The sequence below is a fragment of the Bradyrhizobium sp. LTSP857 genome (assembly GCF_000938285.1).
In the GTDB taxonomy this organism is placed as follows: domain Bacteria; phylum Pseudomonadota; class Alphaproteobacteria; order Rhizobiales; family Xanthobacteraceae; genus Bradyrhizobium.
Map to the genome: position 1 here is coordinate 1 of NZ_JYMS01000030.1, position 25,616 is coordinate 25,616.

24 protein-coding genes, 1 tRNA gene and 1 pseudogene are annotated in these 25,616 nt (G+C 62.0%); 19 read left to right on the forward strand and 7 right to left on the reverse strand.

From position 1 onward, the window contains the following. From UP06_RS20045 to UP06_RS20060, 4 genes and pseudogenes are all read left to right on the forward strand, one after another. Positions 1–281, forward strand: a pseudogene (locus tag UP06_RS20045) (IS66-like element accessory protein TnpA); the annotation flags it as partial. Beyond that, complete coding sequence (gene tnpB / locus UP06_RS20050) at positions 278–634, forward strand: IS66 family insertion sequence element accessory protein TnpB (protein ID WP_045004130.1); 357 nt, start codon at positions 278–280, stop codon at positions 632–634. The pseudogene UP06_RS20045 and the gene tnpB, both read left to right, overlap by 4 nt. A 122-nt stretch (positions 635–756) precedes the next feature. Then, entirely contained in the window at positions 757–2,235 is a 1,479-nt protein-coding gene (gene tnpC / locus UP06_RS20055) for an IS66 family transposase (protein ID WP_045004267.1), read from the forward strand. 1,258 nt (positions 2,236–3,493) lie between these two features. Beyond that, positions 3,494–3,700 (forward strand): cold-shock protein, encoded by a 207-nt coding sequence (locus UP06_RS20060; RefSeq protein ID WP_045005300.1) that lies wholly within the window; start codon positions 3,494–3,496, stop codon positions 3,698–3,700. Positions 3,701–3,753: 53 nt separating this feature from the next. Here the strand turns inward: UP06_RS20060 and UP06_RS42695 are convergent, their stop codons facing one another. Both UP06_RS42695 and UP06_RS20065 read right to left on the reverse strand, forming a co-directional pair. After that, the gene (locus UP06_RS42695) at positions 3,754–4,002 is read right to left on the reverse strand and encodes a DUF7662 domain-containing protein (RefSeq protein WP_502691265.1); all 249 of its coding nucleotides are present in this window, start codon (positions 4,000–4,002) and stop codon (positions 3,754–3,756) included. A gap of 9 nt (positions 4,003–4,011) precedes the next feature. Further along, entirely contained in the window at positions 4,012–4,197 is a 186-nt protein-coding gene (locus UP06_RS20065) for a hypothetical protein (protein ID WP_045005101.1), read from the reverse strand. Between the two features lie 2,841 nt (positions 4,198–7,038). Here UP06_RS20065 and UP06_RS20070 point away from each other — a divergent pair. Beyond that, positions 7,039–9,531, forward strand: coding sequence for a hypothetical protein (locus tag UP06_RS20070; RefSeq protein ID WP_156163087.1), 2,493 nt, complete (start codon positions 7,039–7,041; stop codon positions 9,529–9,531). A gap of 168 nt (positions 9,532–9,699) precedes the next feature. On the opposite strand, the gene UP06_RS39260 is transcribed toward UP06_RS20070, so the two are convergent. Further along, a complete protein-coding gene (locus tag UP06_RS39260) occupies positions 9,700–10,251 on the reverse strand; it encodes a hypothetical protein (RefSeq protein WP_050031866.1) in 552 nt (183 codons plus the stop codon). Between the two features lie 326 nt (positions 10,252–10,577). On the opposite strand from UP06_RS39260, the gene UP06_RS20085 reads away from it, so the two are divergent. Further along, positions 10,578–11,939, forward strand: coding sequence for a site-specific integrase (locus tag UP06_RS20085; protein ID WP_349509937.1), 1,362 nt, complete (start codon positions 10,578–10,580; stop codon positions 11,937–11,939). Between the two features lie 7 nt (positions 11,940–11,946). Here UP06_RS20085 and UP06_RS20090 read toward each other — a convergent pair. Continuing rightward, a tRNA-Pro gene (locus UP06_RS20090) sits at positions 11,947–12,023 on the reverse strand. A gap of 68 nt (positions 12,024–12,091) precedes the next feature. Here UP06_RS20090 and UP06_RS20095 point away from each other — a divergent pair. The 6 genes from UP06_RS20095 to UP06_RS20120 all read left to right on the forward strand — a co-directional run bounded on the left by UP06_RS20095 (position 12,092) and on the right by UP06_RS20120 (position 18,011). After that, positions 12,092–13,081, forward strand: a complete 990-nt coding sequence (locus UP06_RS20095; protein ID WP_045005106.1) for an L-threonylcarbamoyladenylate synthase — start codon at positions 12,092–12,094, stop codon at positions 13,079–13,081. A gap of 20 nt (positions 13,082–13,101) precedes the next feature. Continuing rightward, on the forward strand, positions 13,102–14,529 hold the full coding sequence (locus UP06_RS20100) for an FAD-binding oxidoreductase (protein ID WP_045005108.1): 1,428 nt from the start codon (positions 13,102–13,104) through the stop codon (positions 14,527–14,529). A 2-nt stretch (positions 14,530–14,531) separates the two neighbouring features. Next, positions 14,532–14,972 carry a GNAT family acetyltransferase gene (locus UP06_RS20105; RefSeq protein ID WP_156163095.1) on the forward strand — a complete coding sequence of 147 codons (441 nt, stop codon included), beginning with the start codon at positions 14,532–14,534 and terminating at the stop codon, positions 14,970–14,972. Between the two features lie 20 nt (positions 14,973–14,992). Beyond that, positions 14,993–15,574, forward strand: coding sequence for an NUDIX hydrolase (locus UP06_RS20110; RefSeq protein ID WP_045005111.1), 582 nt, complete (start codon positions 14,993–14,995; stop codon positions 15,572–15,574). 277 nt (positions 15,575–15,851) lie between these two features. Beyond that, positions 15,852–16,781, forward strand: a complete 930-nt coding sequence (locus UP06_RS20115) for a glycine/sarcosine/betaine reductase selenoprotein B family protein (RefSeq protein WP_045005113.1) — start codon at positions 15,852–15,854, stop codon at positions 16,779–16,781. Between the two features lie 36 nt (positions 16,782–16,817). After that, positions 16,818–18,011 (forward strand): CaiB/BaiF CoA transferase family protein, encoded by a 1,194-nt coding sequence (locus UP06_RS20120; protein WP_045005115.1) that lies wholly within the window; start codon positions 16,818–16,820, stop codon positions 18,009–18,011. Positions 18,012–18,110: 99 nt separating this feature from the next. On the opposite strand, the gene UP06_RS20125 is transcribed toward UP06_RS20120, so the two are convergent. Next, positions 18,111–18,875, reverse strand: coding sequence for an SOS response-associated peptidase (locus tag UP06_RS20125; protein WP_045005117.1), 765 nt, complete (start codon positions 18,873–18,875; stop codon positions 18,111–18,113). A 63-nt stretch (positions 18,876–18,938) separates the two neighbouring features. Between UP06_RS20125 and UP06_RS20130 the strand changes: the two genes are divergently transcribed. From UP06_RS20130 to UP06_RS20145, 4 genes are all read left to right on the forward strand, one after another. Continuing rightward, positions 18,939–19,439 (forward strand): hypothetical protein, encoded by a 501-nt coding sequence (locus UP06_RS20130; protein ID WP_045005119.1) that lies wholly within the window; start codon positions 18,939–18,941, stop codon positions 19,437–19,439. A 3-nt stretch (positions 19,440–19,442) separates the two neighbouring features. Continuing rightward, entirely contained in the window at positions 19,443–19,877 is a 435-nt protein-coding gene (locus tag UP06_RS20135; protein WP_045005121.1) for an NUDIX hydrolase, read from the forward strand. Positions 19,878–19,930: 53 nt separating this feature from the next. Then, positions 19,931–20,308, forward strand: a complete 378-nt coding sequence (locus UP06_RS20140; RefSeq protein WP_045005122.1) for a TIGR02301 family protein — start codon at positions 19,931–19,933, stop codon at positions 20,306–20,308. 140 nt (positions 20,309–20,448) lie between these two features. After that, positions 20,449–20,715, forward strand: a complete 267-nt coding sequence (locus UP06_RS20145) for a hypothetical protein (protein ID WP_045005124.1) — start codon at positions 20,449–20,451, stop codon at positions 20,713–20,715. A 249-nt stretch (positions 20,716–20,964) separates the two neighbouring features. Here the strand turns inward: UP06_RS20145 and UP06_RS20150 are convergent, their stop codons facing one another. Together UP06_RS20150 and UP06_RS20155 are read right to left on the reverse strand one after the other, a co-directional pair. After that, positions 20,965–21,831, reverse strand: coding sequence for a sulfurtransferase (locus UP06_RS20150; RefSeq protein ID WP_045005126.1), 867 nt, complete (start codon positions 21,829–21,831; stop codon positions 20,965–20,967). 179 nt (positions 21,832–22,010) lie between these two features. Beyond that, positions 22,011–23,345, reverse strand: coding sequence for a dihydroorotase (locus tag UP06_RS20155; RefSeq protein WP_045005128.1), 1,335 nt, complete (start codon positions 23,343–23,345; stop codon positions 22,011–22,013). Between the two features lie 101 nt (positions 23,346–23,446). Here UP06_RS20155 and ygfZ point away from each other — a divergent pair, with 101 nt between their 5' ends. From ygfZ to UP06_RS20170, 3 genes are read left to right on the forward strand one after another with little or no spacing between them, the layout of a single operon-like run. Next, complete coding sequence (gene ygfZ, locus UP06_RS20160; protein ID WP_045005129.1) at positions 23,447–24,328, forward strand: CAF17-like 4Fe-4S cluster assembly/insertion protein YgfZ; 882 nt, start codon at positions 23,447–23,449, stop codon at positions 24,326–24,328. After that, the gene (locus UP06_RS20165) at positions 24,325–24,951 is read left to right on the forward strand and encodes a DNA-3-methyladenine glycosylase I (RefSeq protein ID WP_045005131.1); all 627 of its coding nucleotides are present in this window, start codon (positions 24,325–24,327) and stop codon (positions 24,949–24,951) included. The genes ygfZ and UP06_RS20165 overlap by 4 nt, the downstream gene beginning before the upstream one ends. Beyond that, complete coding sequence (locus UP06_RS20170) at positions 24,948–25,574, forward strand: YfbR-like 5'-deoxynucleotidase (protein WP_045005133.1); 627 nt, start codon at positions 24,948–24,950, stop codon at positions 25,572–25,574. The genes UP06_RS20165 and UP06_RS20170 overlap by 4 nt, the downstream gene beginning before the upstream one ends. The last annotated feature ends 42 nt before the right edge of the window (positions 25,575–25,616 follow it).

Sequence of the window (25,616 nt, forward strand, 5' to 3'; positions counted from 1 at the left end):
TGTTTGGCTGGCGACGTCAGTTGCGAGAGGCAGCAGGCGGTCATTCCGAAATAGAAGAAGTGCAGTTTGTGCCGGCGGTGGTGGATGTCGCAGTGCCGGCGCCTGCTCTTGGCCGGGAGCGCAAAGTGGCGCGCTGCAAACCCAAACCGGATGTCCGAACTTGCCGTTGCGATGCCGGGATCATCGAGATCGAAGTCGACGGCATCACGATCCGGGCCGGTCGTGGTGCGGACACGGCAATGATTGCGTCGATCGTCCAGGCGCTGAAGGCGAGCCGGTGATCGGTCCGTCGGGTGCGGTCCGGGTGATGGTGGCGACCAAACCGGTGGACTTCCGCAAGGGGATGGAAGGGCTTGCGACCCTGGTGCGCGAGAGCATGGGGGCTGACCCATTCTCGGGAGCTGTCTATGTGTTCCGTGCCAAGCGGGCGGATCGGATCAAGCTGGTGTTCTGGGACGGAACGGGTCTGTGCCTGTTCGCCAAACGGCTTGAGGATGGGATCTTCCGCTGGCCGAAGATCGAGGACGGCGTGATGCGTCTGTCGGCGGCGCAATTGTCGGCGCTGTTGGAAGGGCTCGACTGGCGGCGTGTCCACGAGGTACGGGAGACGCCAGCGCCAACGCAAGCCGGATAGTTGTTGGCAGCGCTGCGGCGAAGTGAATCAGGGGCATCGAGCGCGTCGCCAGATGGCGGCGAATATGCTCTGAATTGCGTGTGAGCGACGCCCTGCCTGACGATCCCGAGACGCTGAAAGCGATGCTGCTTGCCGAGCGGTGCGAGAGCGAACGGCTGCGTCAGATCATCAAGGAATTGCAGCGGCATCGGTTCGGCCGGCGGGCAGAGACCTTGCCTGAAGATCAGATGCTGCTGGGCCTGGAAGATGTCGAGCAGGTCGCAGCGTACAGCGAGACGGCGCAGGACGTCAGCGCACCTGAAAGCCGTGAGGCTCGGGCTCGCAAGCGCCGGATCAACCGTGGCGCCTTGCCAGCGCACTTGCGGCGGATCGAGGTCGTCGTCGATATCGACAATAAGATCTGCTCCTGTTGCCAGGGCGAGTTGCACCGGATCGGCGAGGATAGAAGTGAGCGGCTGGACCTGGTCCCGGCGCAGTTCCGGATCCTCGTCACCCGGCGTCCCAAATACGCCTGCCGGGCTTGCGAGGACGGTGTCATGCAGGCGCCGGCCCCGGCCCGGCTGATCGAGGGTGGTCTGCCGACCGAGGCCACCGTCGCCCAGGTCCTGGTCTCCAAATATGCCGATCACCTGCCACTCTACCGGCAGGCGCAGATTTACGCCCGCCAGGGCATTGAGCTTGATCGTTCGACGCTGGCGGACTGGGTGGGACAGGCAGCCTTCCATCTGCGCCCGTTGCATGAGCGGCTCCTTGGCAAGCTCAGGCAGCGGCCAAAGCTGTTCGCCGACGAGACGACGATGCCGGTGCTCGATCCCGGCCGCGGGCGCACCAAGACCGGTCAGCTCTGGGCCTATGCGGCGGACGACCGGCCATGGGGCGGTGCCGATCCGCCGGGCGTCGCCTATGTCTATGCGCCCGACCGCAAGGCCGACCGACCGATCGCTCATCTGGCAGGCTTCAAGGGGATCCTGCAGGTCGACGGCTATGCCGGCTATGGCAGGCTCGCCGAGCGTGGCAACGTTCAGCTTGCATTCTGCTGGTCGCACATGCGGCGTAACTTCTACGAACTTGCCACCCCCGGTCCTGCGCCTATTGCGAGCGAGGCGCTCAAGCATATCGCCGAGTTCTATGCCATCGAGAAGGACATCCGCGGCCGCAGCGCCGAGGAACGTCGTCTCGTTCGACAACAGAAAAGCCGGCCGCTGGCGGAAGCCTTCGAGCTGTGGCTCCGCGCAAAGCTCGCGTTGATCAGCCAAAAGGGCAAGCTGGCAGACGCCATCCGTTATGCGCTCTCACGCTGGGATGGCCTGACGGGCTTCATCGATGATGGCCGTATCGAGCTCGACAATAACGCCGTCGAGCGCTCGATCCGTCCGATCACGTTGAACCGTAAAAATGCGCTGTTCGCAGGCTCCGACGGCGGTGCCGAGCACTGGGCCACCATCGCCTCCCTGGTCGAAACCTGTAAGCTGAACGACCTCGATCCGCTTGCCTACCTGACCGACGTCCTCACCAGGATCGTCAATGGTCATCCGAATAGCGAGATCGATCAGTTGCTTCCGTGGGCCTATTGCCGTCACGACCTCAGAGCTGTGGCCTGAAAACAGCGCTTACAATGTTCCAAATATTTCCGACAAAGCTCCCACCTGAGTGAGTCGGTCGCAGAAGATTAATTCAGTCGGGTGCCGGTATGGATAATCCCGATCGGGGATGGTTGGCTCGCTTAACGCCGTTAGCCTGGTGGTTGTCCCACTCTTCGTATGTTGCTGGATTTTTACGACGATCCGAGCAACTCATCTAATCGGCGTCAGGTTTTGGTTTATCCCGTCGATCTACGTTGGCCTCATCGGCGGCATTCTTGCTCCCTTGGTCAGCCTGACCATGTTTGCGTTCTCTGAGGAAGCAGAACGTCGAGGGCACAAAGTAACCGACACCACCCTGTATGTCGCAGCCGCAATTCTTTACTGTGGGTGTGTTGTTTGGTCGTACTTTTATAATTGGCGAAAGACGGGATCGGCCCTCCTGTCCGTAAGCCTGACGCTGCTTCAAACTATTTCTGCTGCTTTCGTCATTGTGGCGCTGTACCTCTGGATCAGCGGCCACAATACAAAGCAGTACGAGCGCGAACACGGCATCAACCGAGTATCAGTGAGAGATGGCCCACAGGGCCGCGTGCTGGCAGGCCTTCAACCTAGGCACTGGCCGCGAATTTGCCCACGCCCCCCTTCCCAGCTGCTTTTGGAATGGCAGGATTACCAAGCAGTGTGCACCATGATGCGGCTGTCAGGTCGATGCTTGGCAGGCGTTCGGCCTCGCGCTTCGGATAGGTGCGGACCCCGAGGCGAGGGGCCGATTGGCTAGGAACAAGGCACGGCGGCCAGCGTTTTATTTGGGCGTCCCGCTCGCGCGGGAGACATCGATCCGGCCTCAGCATATCCCCCGATGCCGCTGAGGCCGTTTCCTTGTTCGATCCATCCTCGCGGTGCTTAGAGGTCTTTTGCGGGCGGACCAATCCAGGTCACATCCGGTATGTCGGCGGTGAAACTCCTTCCGCCGGGGATTGCCGAGCATCGACTTCCTCTGTGGCGACAAGGGTGCAATCGTCGCACCTAAACAGCCGGCATTCGGCATGCTCACCCAAGAACCTCATGGGCTGTAAGCAGAGCTCGCAGCCCCGCACGGGCGTGGTGCCGTTCCCGGTGAAAAACAGCTTCATTGCCCCCTCCCATGGCTTCAGCCCATAGGAATCCGATTCGCATAGAAGTTAAAGAGAGCGCGCGAACGCTTAGGCTGCCGGTTTTACTTGCCGGGCTTGGTGCAACGACTTAGGCTGTTGTCATTTGCTCGGTGGAGGCGGACGTGGCGACCGGTATTGTGAAGTGGTTCAACGCGACGAAGGGATTTGGTTTCATCCAGCCCGATGACGGCGGCCAGGATGTCTTCGTGCACATCAGCGCGGTGGAGCGCGCTAGCCTATCGGGCTTGGCTGAGGGGCAGAAGGTCTCTTACGAGGTGCAGGTCGATCAGAAGCGCGGCAAGAGTAGCGCAGAAAATCTGCGCGTCTGAGCTGGCTTGCCCTTGGTAAGCCGCGACTCCTGGGCAACGCATCATGGCGAGATTCATATTCGATGAAAGTCAACAGCCCGCTGCTTCAGCGAGACCTTCGCCTTGAACCCAGCTTTCAGCCAAGCCATGGCCTGTGTGTGGCCAGCGTTGCGCGAGCTCTCATTGCCCCACCAGGCACTGAATCTGTGGGCAGAGGCAGGTAGTGGCCTTCCGAGTAGCGCTTCGATTTCAGAGAATGTGAGTCGAACAGTTTGCTCTCGCACGCTGTCCAGCTTTGTTCGTAGGGGATCGTAAATGGACATCTCCGCTCGTCACCTTGGTTTTTTGACGCGGCTCGTTGAGGTGAAGTCACGCGCTGCAAGGTCCAGTTCGAGATCGGCAATCCGTTCAAAGATACGAGCCGCGATTTCCTCTGATTCTTGGGAAGCCAACGACCGGATGCCTCGCAACGCGAGTTCGTCTCTTAGATCTTTTGCCACAATGAATTTGATGGCCATTTAAATCCTAATTCCTAAAACCGTGATCCAACCTCAACCTGAGCGCGAGCGCAAGGGGCGTCACCTGTCCATGCGCACCCACCAGTAGGCAACGGAAGCGTAGCGCTGCTGCTGATCAGGTTCTGGAGCTTGCATAAGCGGGCGTGAGGTGAGAGCCAGAACGTCGTCGACGGCTTGTTAAGCCCAAGCGGCCATCTAAGCCGGGTGATCTGCTGGGATGATGGTCGTTAGGGAGGCAGGCCTCCAATATCTCCAGCTTCGATTGCTCTTCGCTCAAGCGCCTTTCGACAAATTGGCGCTCGAACTCGATCAAACTCGTTCGCAATAAATGGCGATAGCGTTGAATATTGTTGTGATGTGCGCGCGACAACTGCTCGTCAATCATCATCGTCTTCCTTTGACGGCTACTATCTCTTTCCTTTTTGCTTCACGGGGTGAGGTGCCCCGAGGCAACATTCCTAAACGTCGCTGTAGCGGAGTGTCTTCGCTCCGCGACGCCCCCATTCCCTCGGCCAGGACTTTATATCCCGACCTTTTAATAATGTCGGACTTCGATAATAGAAGCAAGAAATACGCGAGGAGGGCCCCGCGAGACCCCTCTTACGATCTGTGAACCATTTCACAGTCGCAGAGATTGCGATGAATCCGCCGTTGCCAAACCAAATCATTACTTGAAAATAGGTGACGCGCAATCGCCGGGGGTTTTGCACCTGCCAGGGATTACACTCCCAAAATGCCCACCCGTTCACGCTGGCGGGCCTTCTCGTTATGAAAGGCAAGCGACGATGGTGAGAATGACGTCGGCGCCGAGGTCTCCCGAATACATCGAAAGCAAAAGTCCAGCGCCAAGGGCAACTGCAATTACTTTAAGCGTGATCATCTTCTCTCGCCTCTTCGGCCCCGAGAGGAGGCTAGGCCCGCTCTGTTTCCGGAGTGCTTCAGGAGCCGGGTATACGGTTTCGTTCACTGAGGGGTTATCGAACGGACACAGCAGGTGATGGGAGCTGCCTCGCGGCTGCCGGAGCCGTTGCGGCGCTAACGTGCCGCATGCGAAGGCCGCAGCGAATATCTCTCGCTGCGGCCCCGCTGGTCAAAATAAACCGGGTTAAATGAACAAGTAGAATATGCAGCCAGCCCCGGTAGCAGATTTTAGCACCAACTTGATTAGAGTTTCAAAGTAAATTTCGCCGGAACCGAAACATGCCTAACGTGCATTGAGTTCCGTTTATTGAGGGCAGGGTCCGCCGGCTCGTTGCGTGGCAGGCCTTCAAGCGAGGCTTTCTCGCCCCGGCGGGCGGCAGCTAATAACTAATGTTAAGTGGTCGGAGCCTCATCTTCATTAAATGTGAAAACGGTTATTTCCGGAATCTGCAAATACGTATAGTCTGCTTGCATTGAGCGGCTTTTTTCAGTTTTTATTGCGTGAGGGGCCAATGGATATCCACAGCCCGCATCTGCGACATGTTTCTGAGGAACGCCAACAGCTGAAAGTTATAATGCTGGAAATCCAGCGGCTGCGCCGGCTTGTTGTGCTGGCCAAGGTCGAAGTCCGAAATAGACAAGACTCCAAAAAGGTTCGGCCCGCGAGACGGAAAGATCTTAGGCTCGCCGTAGATGCGGGCATCGGAAGGACAGCCAATTCTCTGTGACCTCTTTTCGAGGGGAGATTTCCGATGAACTTGGCGTTGCCCTACGTCGGCATTGCTGCTTGTCTCGCTGTATCAAGTTGGCTCGCGCTCGCCCACATGTTTTAGAGCCGGCTAGCTTATGGCCGCCGATCGGCCGCATGTCGGCACCGCTATAACTTGTAAGGCTACTTCAGCCTTTCCGGGGCACTAGCCTGTTTACGATCTCAGTGGCCTGGTCTGAAAATCAGGTACTGGGTCTATTTTATTGTGGCAATGCCAGCCACTGGAAATAGTCCAACTCTGGGCGCAAACTATGCAGGTGCAGTGCCCCAAATGCAGCGTGATCGTCGCCATTGGTAGCACCAAGTGGTTCTTTGACGGCGGCGAATGCAGGGAGCTTCGTGGTACTGAGGCGGGCGATGCTAAGACCTATGAAAAGTGCCCGGTTCTAATAGAAGCGGTGTCCAAGGCAGGGAAGAATTCAACTACCTCGACGCCCTAGGGACCCAACCGGCCCGCCATTTCGATTATCGACATTGCGACGGGCGAAGCAACCTAATCCCCCTCTGCGGATGTCAAACGATAGGCCCCAGCCCGGGGCTGGCGGGGGCTGGGGCCTTCAGGCAGCCGACTCGCTATCTGCAACACCGACCACGCAGCCAACTGTACGCTCGTCCGGGGCCAGCGTCATCATTCGGGCGAATGAACCTTTCCTCAATCGCACGGACAAATAATATCGCGATTTTACAATTCCTCTCACAACATAAATCGTGCGTTCGCCGTCCGACACCTCCCAGGCATTCTTCCCTCTGCTGGCCGATTTCCTGAGAGTCAAAGGCGTGCAGCGAACGGCGTGGGCGCGTGCTTCGTCTTCGTTGCGAAGCAAAGGCCTCGACGGTCCGGCACCGTTTGCCCATTCAAGTGCTTGTGGAAATAGAATCTGGGCATCTGGAACTCCCCCGAGTTCTCTTTGCCGCCAACTCTCAGGACTCCACGAGGGAGGGCAGGACTCCACGCGGAGCGCAAGTTTTCGTTCCAAACAAATTGTACTGAACTTAATAGTAGGGTGGGACCCGCAAGACCGGTCCAATTCATCCGGCCGATAACACTTAGCCTCTGCCCAGAAGCCAACATTCGCCAGCGGTGATTTGGCTCACCGCGGCAACTGATATACTTATGCTACCCAAGCGCGAATGGAATGGGGGGAGCGGTGGTGAAGGGCTCGATGCCGAGCCGAGGCGGCCGGCGGCAATATACCGATACCTTCGTTGAGCGATCGGCGGACGGCACCCTGAAGTTTTTCGGAGCAGATGGTCGAGAATTGACCTTCTGGTCGCCGAAGGACCCGGGAACGGTTGCGGCAGCTGATCGCAGGGCTACCATCGTTGTCCGCCAGCCGCGGCACATCTACCGGGAGCCATTCTATCTCGATGAACAGCAAACCAAGAAGCTTCTTTGGATGCTGCAAAGCCAGCTCGCGCGAAAGAACAAGGGTCCAACTGCGCCGCCAGAGCGCGAGTTCGATTTGGATGACAGGGCACGCCGGCGCCTCGAAGCTATCCTTGGCGTTCGGTTCAACGAAATTCCTACGCAACTGGAAATCACCAATTTGGACTATCCGCCAGCAGAACCCGAGGATCACCGGCGTCGTGTTCTACTGATCACTTTGCCATTTCTGACGTTGTTTGCAGCACTCTTTATTTACGTACTGGTGTTTACGGGCCAGGGCGTCGATATTTGGCGGTCGACGGATGGCGACGTGTGGGCTGCCATTCGTCTCAGCGCTGCAATGGGCGTCTTGAACGCAGTCGTTTTTGGTAGTGCCGTTGCATTGTTCTGTGATGAGGCGTCGCCGCCACGTCGTTTCGGACTGACGAAAAGTGAATTCGACCTGTTGGAGTTTGCAATAGGTCTGTCGTTCGTCACATCACTAGCGGCAAGTTTCGCATTCGCGCTTCTGCTGCCGGAGGACGTTCTCACGCTTGCGGCTGCCGGACTCACCATTGTGATCGCCGCGGCTTTGATCGTCTCCTTTAGTCTGGCGACGGTCCTGGTGGCAGTGGCGTTACGCCGTCGGTTTGTTGCTGGGATCACCGGCGTCGTGCTGCTGAGCGCCATCGGCATTGCTCCTGCGGAGTTTGGCGAATGGTTCGGTTCAGCGCTCATTCTTTCCCTAGGGTTATCCGGTTGGTTCCTGTTGGTGGTTGAGCTGGCCCGGTGGGTGAGAATCTCTGGCATTCGTCTCCGAATGATTTTCTTGCCTTGCGTTGGCGTACTGGTTCTCTCGGAGCTTAGCGGGTGCGTCATCTCGTGGCCGCCGCATGATATGATCCGGGGAGCTCAACGCTTCGTGCCGCAGCGGGATTTCGGTAAGACTCTGCTTGAATCCGTTGCTCAACAAAAGTCGCAAACGCCAACAATTATCATTGTTGCGGCTGCCGGTGGCGGCATCAGGGCAAGCTATTGGACCTCCAAAGTGTTGACCAGGATTGTTGATCGTGCTCCTTCGGCGCGCACAAAGCTGTTCCTTGCGAGCGGAGTGTCTGGCGGTTCTGTCGGCCTTAGTCTTTTTCGGGCGCTTCTCACCTCACCGAACCATTGTGCTGCTGCGGGGGAACTTGGGCGTCTCGAGGCTTGCGCGGCCAAGTTTCATGAACAGGACTTCTTGGCTGGAATTATTGGAGCCATGGTGACACGGGACGTCCTAAATTTTCTCATACCAGTCTTTCCTGCGCGAAGCGTCGCTCTTGAGCAAACTTGGGAAGCGCGATGGCGATCTCTCGAGGCGTCGACAGGTGAGACCTCCAACCCGTTCAGCGCGCCCTTTCGGGCCCTTTGGCGCGATCAGCCGACTGCACTATCATTGGTTCTGAATACGACATCGGTGTTCGGTGGCGATCGCCTACCGATTAGCAATCTCCACACCGATGGATGGCTCGAAACAAGAAACTCGTGCAACCTGAACATTGCCGAGCATATCGACATGCCCTTGAGCACGGCGGCAAACAACAGTGCTCGTTTTCCGTTTGTCGAGGAGTGGGGATGGTTTCGGCCGACCGCCACACCGCAGGACAAGAACGTCAAAACAGCATCCAGCGTGACCAACGGCTGCAAGGCCTATGAAGGTGTCGCGGATGGCGGGTTCTACGACAATTTCGGCGCGGCTACGGCTCTTGAGGCCTACAAGAAAGCGAAGGCCGTCGCGTCTCAGAACAATCTGAAGCTTCGCGTAATCGTTATCCAGGTGACCAGCGATGCGAATTGCGAGACGGCGGCGGCCATCGATGGGCGTACGGAACGGGTCGCGGAATGCAATGAGGTTTTATCGGACAGGCGTAAGCTGCTTGCGCCAATTTGGCGGTTCGGCTTCCACGCTTGGGACGCAGAATATAGGCGCGACTACGCCCACAATACTCGGCTTGGCCTGCATCGCTTTCTTTATCCGTTGCCGAAGGAAAATCTAACTCCTGGAACCCTCGAAGTCGAATTGCAGGCGCGTTCGATTAGCGGCCTTGGCGTTGCGCGCCAATTGAGGGAGAGCCTGGCCCCTAGTGACAGTTACTACCAATTCTCGATCGCAGGCGCGATCGACGCCCCGCTGGGATGGGCCCTTTCGAAATACTCGCGTGATCGTATCGATGAGCGGCTTCAAACTGCGTCAAACCAGGCGGAGATGAACCGTCTCCTCGCGGACCTGGCGCGATAGCGAGGAGACTAACTTTCATTGGACACAAGATTCCAAAACACTCCGAGTGCGTCAGTGCGTATGGTTTTCTCGGTATCAAGGAGAGAACCATGACAGGACCAGAACATATGGAGACAAGCTCCGTTCGCTTTTGCTGGCTTCGTGGCTAGAGGCGGTCCAACACCCGCCTCAGCTAGTCCGCCCTTGGTTTCTCCACTCAGCTACCTGAGGAAACTCTCTCTCGATCTCCTCGAAAGTGATCTGCGTCGGGAAACAGGACAGTACCGGCTCGAAGCTATCGCGGCGATCCTCGCTGAAGAAAATGCCGAGCGAGGCATCCTGATGCTTTAAGACCTTCGGTGGAGCCTTATCCACCCAGCATTGCGCCCGCAGCGCAAACCGCTTTTCCTGCATCCGCGCAGGGTCGAACCTGTCTTTGGGCTGTTTGACCTCAAAATGCATCGCAAAGCGTCTTTTGTCCTGTGCCTCGAAGACCGCGAAAATGTCCGTCTCCCGTCCACCACTGCAGCACGGGTTTTTGCAGCCCATGAAAAAGTGAAATCTCCACCATTCGGCGGTGGGGGTCTGTCTCTGCAGCATCATCTCGTTCTTGAGCAGACGCGCATCGGCATCTTCTGAGAACTTCGATTTAGACAGCACCCACTTCGAGAACCCTTCATGCTCCGCGAGCGCGCGGGCAATTGGCTCGGCATATTGGTATTCCAAAGAACCATACTTCATGAGGCCTCGCCGGCCTTTATCATAGCCGCTATTTCCGATTCTGACTTGCCGGGATGCAGCCTCATCAACTCCAAGGACCTTCGCCGCTGCGCCGCCTTCTGGCGTTCAGCCTTGGTGGTTTCGCGCACCCTTACCTCGCAAGCCGCGCACCTCGCCGGGAGGAGTTGTGCTGAAGGCGAGATTTCCACACCCACGACCTGCGGTAGCCCGACGCCATCCCGACCTACTGGGAATCGACAATTTGACTCGGCTCTGGTCAGGCCATTCTTGGCGAGATGCCTCGCCCGTTCAAACGCATCAGCCCGACCCTACCAGACGGGCGCCCGGTGAAGATCACCTTCGGCGAGATGCGCGAAATGGGTGTTGGGGGCATCTTGATCTACTGCTGCTGCGGCCACCATGTTGCCTTGGGCGCGGACCGCTGGCCTGATGAGGTCCGGCTGTCGGACGTCGAGCAGCGCCCGGTCTGCACCGCCTGCGGCAGGCGCTGCCCCGACGTCAGGCCGCATTTTGATTGGGGCAAGCCCAGATACAGAGACGGCAAGCTCGTCGCCCAAGCCGTCTGGATCATCAAGGACGGCGACCAGCATATCGCCACAGGATGCCTTGCGAACGCGTCTGGAACAAAGCCGCCTCGAGAAGCAGAGCAGGCGCTCGCGGACTACATCGCGCGCAAGTATCAACCCGAACGGAATAGACGCGACATAGAGGACATCGACTGCGCCGATGTGCTCTCAATCTACCTGACGGACATAGGCGAGCCAGGAGAGCAACACGAGATTGAGCCGAGGATCGAACGTCTAAACGAGTATTGGGGTGGCAGGATGCTGGCGCAAGTTAACGCTCAGACCTGTGCGGGATACACCACGCATCGTGGCAATCCGGGTGGTGCCCGCCGCGACCTTGAGACACTGCGCGCTGCGATCAATCACCACGCCAAGGAAGGCTTTCACCGCGGCGTGGTGCGGGTTTCGCTGCCTCCCAAAGGCGACGCCCGCGACCGATGGCTGACTCGCAAAGAGGCCGCAGCGCTGCTTTGGCGTTGTTGGAGGTATCGTGAGAAGCAGACAATACACTCAGGAGCGTCGAAGGGCGGCCCGGTCGCCACGAACCGCAGGCCTCTGCGTCATATCGCTCGGTTTATCCTGATCGGCCTGTACACGGGCACTCGCGCAGGCGCGATCGCTTCGGCGTCGCCATATGCGATAACTGGGCGCTCTTACGTGGATCTGGAGCGCGGCATTTTTTATCGCAAGGCCATTGGCAAGCGCGCGACCAAGAAGCGTCAGACGCCAGCACCCATACCGCCTCGGCTGCTCGTCCACCTTCGACGCTGGTGGAACCTGAAGCTGATCGCAGAGTGCTTCGTTGAGTTCAACGGCAAGCCGGTCGCCTCCGTGAAAAAGGGTTTTAAGACCGCCGTAGGGCTTGCTGAGCTGCCCGGGAGGCGACCCCCCACACCCTGCGCCATACCGCTGCGACATGGCTCATGCAGCGTGGCGTGCCAATTTGGGAGGCGGCAGGGTTCCTGGGTATGTCTCCTGAGGTCCTGCAGGACACCTATGGGCACCACCACCCAGACTTTCTTCAGGGAGCGGCCACCGCCATCGGCCAAAAAGGCCGGTATGTTTCGGTGGTTGAAACGGTGGTTGACTCGGGAAGGACCAACGATAGAAGGAAAAACCTAATGATTTCTGGTCGGAGTGGCAGGATTCGAACCTGCGACCCCTGCGTCCCGAACGCAGTGCTCTACCGGGCTGAGCCACACTCCGACAAGAGGCCGGCTTATAGCGTCGGGCTTGGCGCACCGCAAGCGGCCGATTTGAGGAATTTCGTCCCAGTGAAAACGGGCCTTGAAACACTGATTTTGCCGGCTGGCGAGGCTGGCGCCGAGGCTGCGGCCCGCACGCTGGCCGCCGGCGGGCTGGTCGCGTTCCCCACCGAGACGGTCTACGGGCTTGGGGCCGACGCCGGCAATGCGACCGCGATCGCCCATCTCTATGCCGCCAAGGGGCGGCCGGCCTTCAATCCGCTGATCGCCCATGTCGCCGACCTCGCCGCGGCGCGCCGAATCGGACGGTTCGATGCGCACGCCTTGCGCCTTGCGGAGGCGTTCTGGCCGGGGCCGCTGACGCTGGTGGTCGCCAAGACGGACGGCTGCCCGGTGGCCGATCTCGCCACCGCGGGGCTCGGCACCGTCGCGATCCGCATCCCGGCCCATCCGGTGGCGGAGGCGATCCTGCGCGCCTTTGGCGGGGCGGTGGTGGCGCCATCCGCCAACATCTCCGGCCACGTCTCGCCGACACTGGCTGCCCATGTCGAGAGCGACCTTTCGGGGCGGATCGATCTGATCGTCGACGGCGGGCCGGTCGAGGTCGGCGTCGAATCGACCATCGTCGGCTGCTTCGACGCACCGATGCTGCTCCGCCCCGGCGGACTGTCACGCGAGCGGATCGAGGCCGTGCTCGGCGCAGCCTTGGCGCGGCCGCCCGCGGAGGCCGAGAGCGACGACAGCCAGCCGCTGGCGCCGGGCATGATGGCCTCGCATTACGCGCCGCGCGCGACTGTGCGGCTCAATGCGCGCGACATCACCCCGGGCGAGGCGCTGCTGGCGTTCGGCCCTGAGCGCCTGGCTGGTCTTGACGTCGCGTCGGCCGTCATGAATTTGTCGCCCAGCGGTGATCTCGATGAAGCCGCCGCCAATCTGTTCGGCTATCTTCGCGCCCTCGATGCGAAGAGCCCGCGGGCGATTGCCGTAATGACCATCCCCGAGGAAGGCTTGGGCGAAGCGATCAACGACCGGCTGCGCCGCGCGGCCGTCGCACGATAAGAAGCGCAATGAGAGAAGACATGAACGTCAATAAGCCAGCCACCCCTCCGCTTGCGCCCGAGTTGATCGAACAATTTCGCAAGATCGTCGGCGACCGCCACGCGATCACCGATGCCGCCGACATCGAGGCCTACGTCACCGAAGAGCGCAATCTGTTTCACGGCCGCTCGCCGCTGGTGCTGCGTCCGGGCTCGACGGCTGAAGTGTCTGATATCTGCAAGCTCGCCTCCGAGCACAAAATCGCGCTGGTGCCGCAGGGCGGCAACACCGGGCTCGTCGGCGGCCAGACGCCGCACAATGGCGAGGTGGTGGTGTCGCTGCGCCGTCTGGACAAGATCCGCGAGATCGATGTTGGGTCGAACACCATGACCTGCGAGGCCGGCGTGGTGTTGCAAATCGCACAGCAGAAGGCGGCCGAGGTCGACCGGCTGTTTCCACTGTCGCTCGGCGCGGAGGGAAGCTGCACCATCGGCGGCAACCTCTCGACCAATGCCGGCGGCACCGCCGCGCTCGCCTATGGCGTCGCGCGCGAGATGGCGCTGGGGCTCGAGGTGGTGCTAGCCGACGGCCGCGTGCTCAATGTGCTGTCGAAGCTGAAAAAGGACAACACCGGCTACAATCTGCATAACCTCTTCATCGGCGCGGAAGGCACGCTCGGCATCATCACGGCGGCGACGCTGAAACTGTTCCCGAAGCCGCGAGCGATCGAGACCGCCTACGTCGGGCTGAAGTCGCCGGAGGCGGCGTTGAAGCTGCTGACGATCGCGCAGAGCGAGGCGGCCAACTCGCTGACGAGCTTCGAGCTGCTGTCGGAGATGGCGGTCGATTTCTCGATCCGTCACGGCATCGACGTGCGCGATCCGCTTGAGCAAAAGCATCCCTGGTACGTGTTGATGGAATTGTCCGCAGCCGGCGACGATGCCCGCGCGCCGCTGGAAACGATCCTGACCCGCGCCATGGAAGACGAGATCGTCGACGACGCCGTGATCGCGGCGAATCTCACCCAGCGCGCCGGCTTCTGGAAGCTGCGCGACGAGATGTCGTCGGCGCAGAAGCCGGAGGGCGGCTCGATCAAGCACGATATCTCCGTGCCCGTCGCTGCCGTGCCCGGCTTCATCGCGGAGGCCAATGCCGCCGTGGTCAAACTGATCCCCGGCGCGCGACCGGTGCCGTTCGGCCATCTCGGCGACGGCAATCTGCACTACAATGTCAGCCAGCCGGTCGGCGCCGACAGCGCGGATTACCTGGCGCGCTGGCACGAGATGAACGCGGTGGTGTTCGCGATCGTGCTGCGCATGGGCGGCTCGATCTCGGCCGAGCACGGCATCGGCGTGCTCAAGCGCGACGAACTGCCTGACGTCAAGGACAAGACCGCGATCGAGCTGATGCGGTCGATCAAGGCGATGCTCGATCCGCTTGGAATCATGAACCCGGGGAAAGTGCTGTGAACGTGTCCTCCGCCCTCACGATCGATGCAATCGCCGACACCGACGTCGAGCCGGTCGTGGCGCTGTGGCAGCGCTGCGGCCTGACCCGCCCCTGGAACGATCCGCATGCCGACATCGCACTGGCGCGGCGGCGCGATAACTCGACGATCCTGATCGGCCGCGACGGCGGCGCGATCGTCGCCACCGTCATGGTCGGCTATGACGGCCATCGCGGCTGGATCTATTACGTCGCCGTCGACCCCGACTGCCGCAAGCGCGGTCTGGGCCGCGTCATCATGGCGGCCGCCGAAGACTGGCTGCGTCAGGCCGGGATTTCAAAACTTCAGCTCCTGGTCCGCCGCGAGAATGCGCAAGCCAATGCATTCTACCAGTCGCTTGGCTTCGAGGAATCCACCTCGGTGATGTTCCAAAAGTGGCTCGACGGCCGCGATCCGACTTCTTAGTTTTTGCCTGGAAGACAGCAATGACCATTTCCGACCGCGTCCGCATCAAGGACGTCCGCGTGCTCTCGGACAATTGGACCACCCTGAAGAACACCACGTTCGATTACCGGCGCGCCAATGGCGAATGGCAGACGCAGCACCGGGAGACCTATGAGCGCGACAACGCCGCCGCCGTGCTGCCCTATAATCGCGCGCGGCGTACGGTGATCCTGGTGCGCCAGTTCCGCCTGCCGGCGTTTATCCGCGGCTACGACGATCTCCTGATCGAAGCCGCCGCCGGCGTGCTCGACGATGCCTCACCCGAAGTGCGCATCCGCGCCGAGGCCGAGGAGGAGACCGGCTATCGCCTGCACGACGTCCACAAAGTGTTCGAGGCCTTCATGAGCCCGGGCGCCATCACCGAGAGGCTGCATTTCTTCGTCGCCGAATACGAACCGGAGATGCGGGTGAGCGCCGGTGGCGGCCTCGAGCACGAGGGCGAGGACATTGAGGTGCTGGAGCTCGGCATCGACGAGGCCTTAGCGATGATCGCAGACGGACGCATCATCGACGCCAAGGCGATCATGCTGCTGCAATACGCGGCGCTGCATCTGTTTCGGTAGGTGCTTTCGTCACCTCGCCCCGCTTGCGGGGAGAGGTCGGATTACATCGAAGATGCAATCCGGGTGAGGGGGACTCTCCGCGAGTCCAACTCTCACCACCCCTGCGGAGACTCCCCCTCACCCCAACCCTCTCCCCGCAAGCGGGGCGAGGGAGCGCACTTGCTGCGCGGCGAGCGATTGCGCAACGCAATTCTGACCTGCGCGGTCATGGGGCCTGTTGAGCTGACCGCCGACTATCTCTAGTCTGGCTTCAACAAGAACCACAGGAGACGCGCCCATGTCCGCCCCGCGCGACGACGAATTCGGCTTTGCGCCCGACTACGATGCCCCCGTCCCCTATATGCAGCGCACGCGCGACTATTACGCGGCGATCGGCTACACCACGGCCTATCGCTGGGCGCACTACACCGAGGCGCCGTTCCAGCCGCTGAAGAAAAAGCTTTCGCAGTCGCGCGTCACGATCGTCACCACGGCCGCGCCATACGATCCCACCAAGGGCGACCAGGGGCCGGGCGCGGCGTATAATGGCGGCGCCAAATTCTATCAGGTCTATGACGGTGACACGTCGAAGCAGCACGATCTGCGCATCTCGCACATCGGCTACGACCGCAAGCACACCTCGGCCACCGACAACGGCACCTGGTTTCCGCTGCCGCAGTTGTTGAAGGCCAGCGCTGCGGGCCGTATCGGCGAAGTCGCGCCGCGTTTCTTCGGGGCGCCGACCAACCGCAGCCATCGCGTTACGCTTGACACCGACGCGCCGGAGATTTTGGCGCGCTGCCTCGCTGATGCGGTCGATGTCGCCGTGCTGGTGCCGAACTGCCCGGTCTGCCACCAGACCACGGCGCTGGTGGCGCGGCATCTCGAGGCCAACGGCATTCCGACCGTGGTGATGGGCTGCGCCAAGGACATCATCGAGCACGCCGCCGTGCCGCGGTTTTTGTTCTCGGACTTCCCGCTCGGCAATTCCGCCGGCAAGCCGCACGATGTCGCCTCGCAGGCGCAGACGTTCGAACTGGCGCTGAAACTGCTGGAGACCGCGAGCGGCCCGCAGACGACGATGCAATCGCCATTGCGCTGGAACGAGGACGCGTCCTGGAAGCTCGACTACAACAACGTCGCACAGATGAGCCCGGAAGAGCTGGCGCGCCGCCGCGCCGAGTTCGACAAGCAGAAAGAGATCGCGCGCGGCAATCGCGCCGCCTGACGTCCTCCAATAACGACAATCAAAAGGGAGAGAGACGTGACGCGACCGTTCGAGGGCGTGAAGATTTTGGACTTCACGCAAGTGCTGGCCGGCCCCTATGCGAGCTACCAGCTCGCGCTGTTGGGCGCGGACGTCATCAAGGTCGAGCGGCGCGAGGGCGAGGACATGCGCCGCACGCCGCTCAGCCGCGAATGGGCCGAGCGCGGGCTCGCCCCCGCTTTCCAGGCCGTCAACGGCAACAAGCGCAGCCTGACACTCGACCTGCAAAAGCCCGACGCGATCGCCATCGTGAAGAAGCTCGCAAGCCAGGTCGACGTTGTCATGGAAAACTTCCGCCCGGGCGTGATGGACAAGCTCGGCATCGGCTATGAGGCGTTGTCCGCGATCAACCCGAAGCTGATCTATTGCGCGGTGTCCGGCTTCGGCCAGACCGGGCCGGATCGCCTAAGGCCCGGCTATGACGGCAAGATGCAGGCGCTGTCCGGCATCATGGCGATCACCGGCCATCCCGAAACTGGACCCACGCGCGCGGGCTTCGCGGTGTGCGACGTGCTCTCGGGCGCGACCGCCGCGTTCGGCGTGTCGAGCGCGCTGTATCAGCGCGACCGCACCGGCCAAGGCCAGTTCGTCGACGTCTCCATGCTGGAGGCGACGATGGCGTTTCTCTCGGGGCAGATCGCGGATTGGTCGGTCGCCGGCCATCGCCAGCAACTTTCGGGCAACCAGGCGGTCAGCCGCAAGACCACCGCGAATTTGTTCAAAGCCGGCGACGGCTACATCCTGCTCGCCGTCAACAACGAGAAACAATACCGCGCGCTGATGTCTGCGCTCGGCCGCGAGGATACGCTCGCCGATCCGCGCTTTGCCGACTGGTTCGCGCGCAACGAGAACGAACCTGCGTTGCGCGCCATCATCGAGCAGGCGCTCGCGGCAAGGCCAGCGCGCGAATGGGAGACTTTACTGGAAGATGCCGGCGCGCCCTGCGCCAGCATCTGGAAGGTCGAGGAGGTGATCGACCATCCGCAGATCAAGGCACGCGGTGCGATACAGGAGCTGGACACGCCCTATGGCCGCCTGCGCTTCGCCGGCAGCGGTTTCAAGCTCGCACACGGCGGTGGTCGGCTCGACCGGATGGCGCCGGAGTTGGGGGCGGATACGGACGCCGTACTGGGCGAGCTCGGGTTCGATGCGGATGCGATCGCGGCGTTAAGGGCAAGCGAGATTGTGTAGGGTGGGCAAAGGCGCGACGCGCCGTGCCCACCATCTATCCGCTTGCTCGTTGCATAATGGTGGGCACGCTTCGCTTTGCCCACCCTACGGCGCCGTCAACTAAAACAACGACCCCTGCCCGTCATCCGCCGAACCGACCGCCGCCTTCCGCGCGACCTTCTTCGGCTTCGACGCGTCCGCTTCCGCCTCCATCTCCTCCGCGCTGATCGGCAGCAACAACTTCTCATCGTCGTTGGCGACGCGGTTGACGCGGGTGGAGACGGGGTGCCAGGCGAACTCGCCGATGCGTGGGGCCACCATCAGCGACAGCGCGGCATCAACCTCGTCGCCGCGGCAATCGAGCCAGCGCTCGACATCGCGCGAGCTGATGGTGACGGGCACGCGGTCATGCAAGCCGGCGAGGTCTTCGCTGGCTGCCGCCGTGACGATCGCGACCGTGTCGACCTCCTCGCCGTTCGGGCCGACCCAGGTCTCGAACAATGCGGCGAAGCCGAGCGGTTCGCCATCGGCGCGATGGATGAAGAACGGCTGCTTGCGGCCGTCGACGGCCTTCCATTCGTAATAACCATCGGCCGGGATCAGGCCGCGCCGTCTGCGAATCGCCCTTTTGAAGGCGGGCTTCTCCAGCACCGTCTCGGAGCGGGCGTTGATCAGCAACGTGAACCCGCGAGGGTCCTTGACCCAGCTCGGCAGCAGGCCCCAGCGCATCAGCTGGAAATGGCGCGCGCCATTCTCCGCCAGCACGACCGGAATCGGCTGTGTCGGGGCCACATTGTACCGGGGCGGGAAGTTCGGCTGCTCGATATAGCCGAACAATTGCCGCAAAGCCGCGGGGGCCGAAGTTATGACGAAGCGTCCACACATCCTGAGGCGTCTATATAGGGTCCGTTCAGGTCCTTTTAACCCCGAACGTTAACACTGCGGCGGATGAGCTCAACGGTCTCCCAAGCCGCGCGAACGCATGGACGGACGGGGCCCGAGGCCGCGGCCTGGGCCGAGCGGCTGCGCGTGGCCAACATCAACCCACGGACCGGGCTTGCCACTGACTATCTCAACCATTTCAATGAAGCCGTGATGCTCTTGGAAATGGTCCCGGACATGCCGGAATGCGCAGACGACTTTTTGACCTGGTCGCCGCTGTCCTATGCCGAGCATTTCACCGCCTCGAATTTCAAGGCGCGCGATCTCGCGATCGAGGCCTATGAGACGGCCGAACCTTCGGTGCGCGCCCAGTTCGACCACATCACCGACACCATGACCTCGATCCTGACCGCGGTAGGCTCGGCCATGCGCGAGGTCGAGAAGGACACGACGCGGGTCCGCCTCGCCGAGCAGGCGACGGCATGGGTCAAGCCGCTGATCGCGGCCTGCGGCGGCATCATCAATGGCGGCGCGGAAGCCGACATCGACACCATCATGGCGAACTGAGCTGTGGCTTCCGTCGTGCAGCCCACCCATCCCCAGCTTGCTGTCTCAGCCGCGATTTTTCGCGACGGCAAAGTGCTGCTGGTCCGCCGCGCCCGCTCGCCGGCCAAGGGGTTCTATTCGCTGCCCGGCGGCCGGGTCGAGTTCGGCGAATCGCTGCATCAGGCGCTGGCGCGCGAGGTCGACGAGGAGACCGGGCTCGAAATCGAGATCGTCGGGCTCGCCGGCTGGCGCGAGGTGCTGCCGGCCACGCCCGGCGCCGGCCACTATTTGATCATGTCCTTTGCCGCCCGCTGGACGGCCAGGGAGCCGGCTCTCAACGACGAGCTCGACGATTTCCGCTGGGTCGCACCGGATGCGCTGGCGACCCTGGGCGACCTCAAGCTGACCGGGGGGCTGGAAGAGGTCATCCAGTCCGCGCACCGCCTGATCGCACCCTGACGGCCGCTCCGCCCGCCTTGCGTCCACCGTCCCGAGGAGGCATACACCGGCCGATGTCCACGCGATTTCTGGCCATTTTTGTCCTGTTTCTCGCCTGCGCCTCCGCGCCCGCCCGGGCCCAGGACGTGGCGGCGCCGTTTGACGCCGATTTGCAGCGCTTGGCTGAGATCCTCGGCGGGCTGCATTATTTGCGCGGCATCTGCGGGTCCAACGAGGGCAACAAATGGCGCAGTGAGATGCAGGCGCTGATCGATGCCGAAACCCCGGCCGGCGAGCGCCGCACCCGCATGATCGCCGGCTTCAACCGCGGCTATAACGGTTTCCAGCAGACCTACCGGAGCTGCACGCCAGCCGCGACCGTCGCAATCCGCCGCTATATCGAAGAAGGCTCGAAGATCTCGCGCGACCTTACCGCGCGCTACGCGAACTGAGCTCACGGGAACAACGACATCGTCTTTGTTCACAGCCGTTAACCGTTCTTAAAGATGTGGCCTAGCGGTCGTTAACGCGCGTGCTACACCTCTTCGTGCAGCGCATCGCCGTGGATCGCGCCCCAGCCCTGTCGAGTTTCATGAGCCATCCAGTGTCCTACGCCCCCGCCCGCGCGCCGCTGCCCGATCACGAGCAGAAACAGGCCGCGCTGAGCTATCTCAATGAAGCCTGGGCCGAGGCGCGCCATGACGGTGTCGACGGCGATTGCCTGGCGCAGGCGAGCCTGTTCGCGGCGCTCGCCGAACTCGTCGGCACCTATGGCGAAGACGCGGTGGCGAAGTTCGTCGAGGGTTTTCCCGCCCGCATCCGCAACGGCGAATTCTCCGTCGACATCTCCCGGCAGTAAGAGCCTCCCGAAAATGACCCCGCCACGCAGGCGGGGCCAGTCTACGGATGAATGACTTTGCGAAGGATCGCGAAGTCTGCGGCGTTTATCGCACGGAAGCTGTTGGCCGCAGACAAGCATTAGTCTTGCGATGACCGGGAGATGTTCCCGCCACCATCGGGAATATGCGCCTCATTTTTTGAGCATGATCTTTTCGGAAAACCGCTTCGCACTTTGCGCTAACGCGGCCCTTCGGGTCCGGATCATGCTCTAATCCGTTTCGATCGGCAGCGCCGGATCCCTCGCCCACTCACCCATCGACGCATCGTAAAGCGTGAGCTTGTCGAAGCCGAGCTGTGTCAGCAGCAGCAGGTCGATCGTCGCCGAGATGCCGCCGCCACAATAGCAGATCACGTTCTTGTCGCGCGTGACGCCTTGGGCTGCGAATTTCGCCTCGGCGTCCGCAAGCGTCCTCAGCGTCTTGTCGGCGTTCACGAGTGTTGCGGCGGAAACGTTGACGCTGCCGGGAATGCGGCCGGGACGGCCGTAGCGACTCGGCTCGAGACCACGATGGAATTGTGGGCCGAGCGCGTTGACGATTGCCATCGAGGGATCGCCGATCCGTGACACGACAGTGGTCTTGTCGACGAACAAGCCCGCGCGCGGCGCAGCCTTGAAGGTCGTGGCCGGATATCCCTTCGGCGCGCCGGTCTCGATCGGCCGCCGCTCTTCTTTCCATTTGTCGAACCCACCGTCGAGCACCTGCGCATCGACACCAAGCGAGCGCAGCATCCACCAGAACCGCGTCGCCCACATCATCGTGCCGATGCTGTAGAGCACAATGGTTTTGGTCGCATCGAGGCCATGGCGGCCAAAGGCAGCCTCCAACTGGGCGACGTCAGGCATCATGAAGAACTGTTGTGCGGCGGCGTCGGAGAACTCGCCTTGCAGATCGAGAAAATCGGCGCCGGGGATATGGCCGGCCGCGAATGTCTTGTCGCCGGGGACCGCACGATAGGGCACGTCGCTGCCGGGCGGTACTGGTTCGTTGTAGGTGGTGCAGTCGTAGAGGCGGAGGTTGGGGTCACCGAGGATCGTGGCGAGTTGCTCGGTGGTGATGAGGGCATTCTGACTCATTGGAATAGTCTCCCGTCATATGCTCACAATGTCCGTCACCCTGAGGTGCCGGAGCGCAGCGAAGGCCTCGAAGGGCGACGGCCACCAGCGGGACCGCTCATCCTTCGAGGCTTGCCACGCGGTGCAAAGCACCGCATGGCGCGCACCTCAGGATGACGGATCAAACCGAACGCTACAACCTACTGCTTCAACGTCTCCAGAAACCGCACTGGCTCGCCCTGCGACGCCGTCACCAGCTCGCCCTGCCACATCACGCGGCGGCCGCGGATGAAGGTGCCGACGGGCCAGCCCGTGACGCGCACGCCGTCATACGGCGTCCAGCCGGCTTTCGAGGCGACCCATTTGTTGGTGATGGTTTCGCTGCGCTTGAGGTCGACGACGGTGAAGTCGGCGTCATAGCCTGCCGCGATGCGGCCCTTGCAGGCCATGTTGTAGAGGCGCGCGGGGCCGGCGCTGGTGAGATCGACGAACCGCGCCAACGAGAGCCGGCCCGCATTGACATGATCGAGCATGAGCGGCACCAGCGTCTGCACGCCAGTCATGCCGGAGGGCGAGGCCGGATAGGTCTTCTGCTTCTCCTCCAGCGTATGCGGCGCATGGTCGGAGCCGAGCACGTCGATGATGCCCTGCTCGATGCCGCGCCAGATGCCGGCGCGGTGATCGGTCCCGCGCACCGGCGGGTTCATTTGCGCCAGCGTGCCGAGCCGTTCATAGCATTCCGGTGCAGCCAGCGTCAGATGATGCGGCGTCGCCTCGCAGGAGGCGACGTCCTTGTGGTCGCGCAGGAACTCGATTTCTTCCTTGGTCGAGATGTGCAGCACGTGGATGCGCTTGCCCGTCTCGTGCGCGAGCTTGACCAGTCGCTGCGTCGCCATCAACGCCGCCGTCTCGTCGCGCCACACCGGATGCGAGCGCGGATCACCCTCGATGCGCAACGATTTGCGGTCGTTGAGGCGGTATTCGTCCTCGGCATGGAACGCCGCGCGGCGGCGGATCACCTGGAAAATGCGGCGCAGGCTCTCGTCGTCCTCCACCAGCAGCGCACCGGTCGAGGAGCCGATGAAAACCTTGACGCCGGCGCAGCCGGGCGCGCGCTCCAGCACGGGCAGGTCCTGCACGTTCTCGCGGGTGCCACCGATGAAGAAGGCGAAGTCACAATGCATGCGGTGATGGGCGCGCTTCACCTTGTCGGTGAAGGTGGCTTCGGTCACCGTCAGCGGCGAGGTATTCGGCATTTCGAACACGGCAGTGACGCCACCCATCACGGCGCTACGCGAACCGGTCTCGAGGTCTTCCTTCTGCTCCAGCCCGGGCTCGCGGAAATGCACCTGCGTGTCCATGACGCCGGGCAGGATGTGCAGGCCCTTGCAGTCGATCACCTCCGCGGCGGAGGCTTGCGACAGCGGGCCCAGCTCGGCGATGCGGCCGTTGGCGATACCGATGTCGCGGACACCCTCACCGTCCTGGTTGACCACGGTGCCGCCCTTGAGGATGACGTCGAAACGCTGGGTCATGGCTAAAGGCCTCTCTCATCCCCAAGCGCAGGGCTCGAGGTCTTGTCGTTTATGCCTCGCGGGCTTACGTTCCGGAGCAACATGTCGCAAGAGATTTTCGCATGAAATCAGCGTTTCTTCCCGACCGGGGCGTGGTCAAGGTCGCGGGCGAGGATGCGCGCAACTTCCTCAACGGCCTCATCACCACCGATCTCGACAAGCTCAAGCCGGGCCTGGGCCGATTCGGTGCGCTGCTGACGCCGCAGGGCAAGATCACCGTGGATTTCCTGATCACGGAAGTGCCTGCCGGGCATGGCGGCGGGTTCCTGATCGACTGCCCGAAGGCGCTGGCCGACGGCCTTGCCACCAAGCTGAAATTCTACAAGCTGCGCGCCAAGGTGACGGTGGAAAACCTCTCCGACAATCTCGGCGTGCTCGCGGCCTGGGACGGCAAGCTTACCGCGCAGCCGGACCTCGCCTTCGCCGATCCGCGCAATGAAGGGCTCGGCTACCGCATCCTGATTCCCGAAGATCTCAAGCAGAAGCTCTCCGACCTGATCGGCGCCGAGCTTGTCGATGCCGCCGAATACGAGGCGCATCGCATCGCGCTCGGCGTGCCGCGCGGCGGGCTCGATTTCATGTACAGTGATGCGTTCCCGCACGAAACCAACATGGACCGTCTGGCCGGCGTCGATTTCGACAAGGGCTGCTATGTCGGCCAGGAGGTCGTCTCGCGCATGCAGCATCGCGGCACTGCGCGCACCCGCAGCGTCAAGGTGCTGCTTGAGGACCTCTCACCGGAGGCCGGCGTCAGCATTCTGGCCGGCGACAAGCCGGTCGGCACAATGGGCTCGTCGGCACAGGGCAAGGGCATCGCACTGGTGCGCATCGATCGCGTCGCCGACGCGCTCGACGCCGGCCAGCCGCTCACCGCCGGCGGCCTTGAGTTGAAGCTCGCCGAACCCGAAGTCGTCCGTATCCCAACGAAGCAGCCGATCGCATGAGCCGCGCGCCCCGCCTGCATCCCGACGGAAAGACGCGCTGCCCCTGGCCGGGTGAAGATCCGGTTTATGTCGCCTATCACGACACCGAATGGGGCGTGCCGGAATATGACGACCGCGCGCTCTATGAAAAGCTGATCCTCGACGGCTTCCAGGCCGGCCTGTCCTGGATCACGATTTTGCGCAAGCGCGACAATTTCCGCAAAGCCTTCGACGATTTTCAGCCGGAGAGGATCGCGCGCTACAACGCGAAGAAGGTTCATGCGCTGATGAACGACGCCGGCATCGTGCGCAACCGAGCAAAGATCGACGGCACCATTCTCAGCGCAAAATCCTATCTGGAGATCATGGAGAAGGGGCCGGGCTTCTCAAAACTGCTGTGGGACTTCATGGGCGGAAAGCCCCTGGTCAACCATTTTAAGACCACGGCGAGCGTGCCAGCCTCAACACCTTTGTCGGTGCAGGTCTCCAAGGAGCTGTCCTCGCGCGGCTTCAAATTCGTCGGCCCGACCATCGTCTATGCCTTCATGCAAGCAACCGGCATGGTCAACGACCATCTCGTCGATTGCCACTGCCACGCGAGCGTCAGCAAGACGCAGCGCAAGCCGCGCCTCAAAGTCAAATGACGGCGAAGAAGACGGCCGCGCGCGACGTCCAGTCCCGCGCCTGGCAGCGTATGCTGTCGGGCCGGCGGCTCGATCTGCTTGATCCCTCCCCGCTCGACATCGAGATCGCCGACATTGCGCATGGGCTGGCGCGCGTCGCGCGCTGGAACGGCCAGACCGTCGGCGCGCACATCTTCTCGGTCGCACAGCATACGCTGCTGGTGGAGACCGTGATGCGGCACGAGACGCGCCGGGTCGATCTGCGCGTGCGGCTCGCAGCGCTGCTGCATGATGCGCCCGAATATGTGATCGGCGACATGATCTCGCCGTTCAAGGCCGTGCTCGACGGCCACTACAAGGCGGTCGAGAAGCGCCTGCTCGGCGCCATCCACATTCGCTTCGGCCTGCCGCCGGTGCTGGCCGACGAGATCACGCAACAGATCAAGGCCGCCGACCGCGGCGCGGCTTATCTGGAGGCGACCGAGCTTGCCGGCTTCAGCGATGCCGAGGCCAAACGCCTGTTCGGCCGCGATCCCGGCCTCTCCGACAGCGTCCGGCGCGACTATCTCACGCCCTGGACGGCGGCGCGGGCTGAGAAGCAGTTTCTGGAGCGGTTCAACGCGGTGTTTGCGTCGGTCTCGTAGGGTGGGCAAAGGCGCCATTGCGCCGTGCCCACCAACTTTTTG

Coding starts and splice junctions, on each gene's coding strand:
- UP06_RS20155 (WP_045005128.1), bottom strand. CDS start 23,345: ATGACCCAGCGTTTCGACGTCATCCTCAAGGGCGGCACCGTGGTCAAC.
- UP06_RS39260 (WP_050031866.1), bottom strand. CDS start 10,251: ATGAAGTATGGTTCTTTGGAATACCAATATGCCGAGCCAATTGCCCGC.
- UP06_RS20170 (WP_045005133.1), top strand. CDS start 24,948: ATGACGGCGAAGAAGACGGCCGCGCGCGACGTCCAGTCCCGCGCCTGG.
- UP06_RS20165 (WP_045005131.1), top strand. CDS start 24,325: ATGAGCCGCGCGCCCCGCCTGCATCCCGACGGAAAGACGCGCTGCCCC.
- tnpC (WP_045004267.1), top strand. CDS start 757: ATGCTGCTTGCCGAGCGGTGCGAGAGCGAACGGCTGCGTCAGATCATC.
- ygfZ (WP_045005129.1), top strand. CDS start 23,447: ATGAAATCAGCGTTTCTTCCCGACCGGGGCGTGGTCAAGGTCGCGGGC.
- UP06_RS20110 (WP_045005111.1), top strand. CDS start 14,993: ATGACCATTTCCGACCGCGTCCGCATCAAGGACGTCCGCGTGCTCTCG.
- UP06_RS42695 (WP_502691265.1), bottom strand. CDS start 4,002: ATGTCCATTTACGATCCCCTACGAACAAAGCTGGACAGCGTGCGAGAG.
- UP06_RS20140 (WP_045005122.1), top strand. CDS start 19,931: ATGTCCACGCGATTTCTGGCCATTTTTGTCCTGTTTCTCGCCTGCGCC.
- UP06_RS20115 (WP_045005113.1), top strand. CDS start 15,852: ATGTCCGCCCCGCGCGACGACGAATTCGGCTTTGCGCCCGACTACGAT.
- UP06_RS20065 (WP_045005101.1), bottom strand. CDS start 4,197: ATGGCCATCAAATTCATTGTGGCAAAAGATCTAAGAGACGAACTCGCG.
- UP06_RS20145 (WP_045005124.1), top strand. CDS start 20,449: ATGAGCCATCCAGTGTCCTACGCCCCCGCCCGCGCGCCGCTGCCCGAT.
- UP06_RS20100 (WP_045005108.1), top strand. CDS start 13,102: ATGAACGTCAATAAGCCAGCCACCCCTCCGCTTGCGCCCGAGTTGATC.
- UP06_RS20150 (WP_045005126.1), bottom strand. CDS start 21,831: ATGAGTCAGAATGCCCTCATCACCACCGAGCAACTCGCCACGATCCTC.
- UP06_RS20130 (WP_045005119.1), top strand. CDS start 18,939: ATGAGCTCAACGGTCTCCCAAGCCGCGCGAACGCATGGACGGACGGGG.
- UP06_RS20125 (WP_045005117.1), bottom strand. CDS start 18,875: ATGTGTGGACGCTTCGTCATAACTTCGGCCCCCGCGGCTTTGCGGCAA.